Below are 563 nucleotides of genomic sequence, written 5' to 3' on the forward strand. Positions count from 1 at the left end.
CCACGACGCGGCCGCGACCGTCCGCCGCGGGCCGCCGCAGCACGACGGTCGCGTCGTCGTCGACCCGACGCCGCACCCGCCTTGGCCCGACCTGACGCGCCGCCGGACGGAGGCGCCTAGCTGCCGATGTTGACGATGTGGACGCGCCGGTTGCGCGGCTCGTCCACGTTGTCGCCGGTCGGCACCGCGAGCCGGGTCTGGCCGAGGCCCACGGTCTCGAGCCGGGTGCGGCTGATGCCGAAGCGCTGCACGAGGTAGTCGCGCACCGCCTGGGCGCGCCGCTCCGACAGGAGCAGGTTGTACTCCGCGCTGCCGGTGGTGTCGGTATGCCCCTCGATGCGGAACCTGTAGGGGCTCAGATCGGCGCTGGTGAGCGCCCGGCCGAGCTCGTCGAGCAGCCGGCGCGCCTGCGGCGTCAGCTCCGCCGAGTTGGTCGCGAACAGCACGTTGAGCGAGATCGACGGCGCCTCGGCCGCCGGCGGCATCGGCGCAGAGGGTGCCGGCGCACCGGGCGCGACCGGCACGGGCGCGGCCTGCTGCACCGGTGCCGGGGTGTCCGGCGC

At 75.8% G+C, this 563-nt stretch carries 1 protein-coding gene; it reads right to left on the reverse strand.

What is annotated here, in order from left to right; genetic code table 11:
• Positions 1–116: 116 nt before the first annotated feature.
• The coding region (locus tag FK498_RS18980; protein ID WP_141857285.1) for an OmpA family protein at positions 117–563 on the reverse strand (447 nt) is incomplete at its 5' end.

Source organism: Elioraea sp. Yellowstone (assembly GCF_006704265.1).
Classification (GTDB): Bacteria; Pseudomonadota; Alphaproteobacteria; order Acetobacterales; family Acetobacteraceae; genus Elioraea.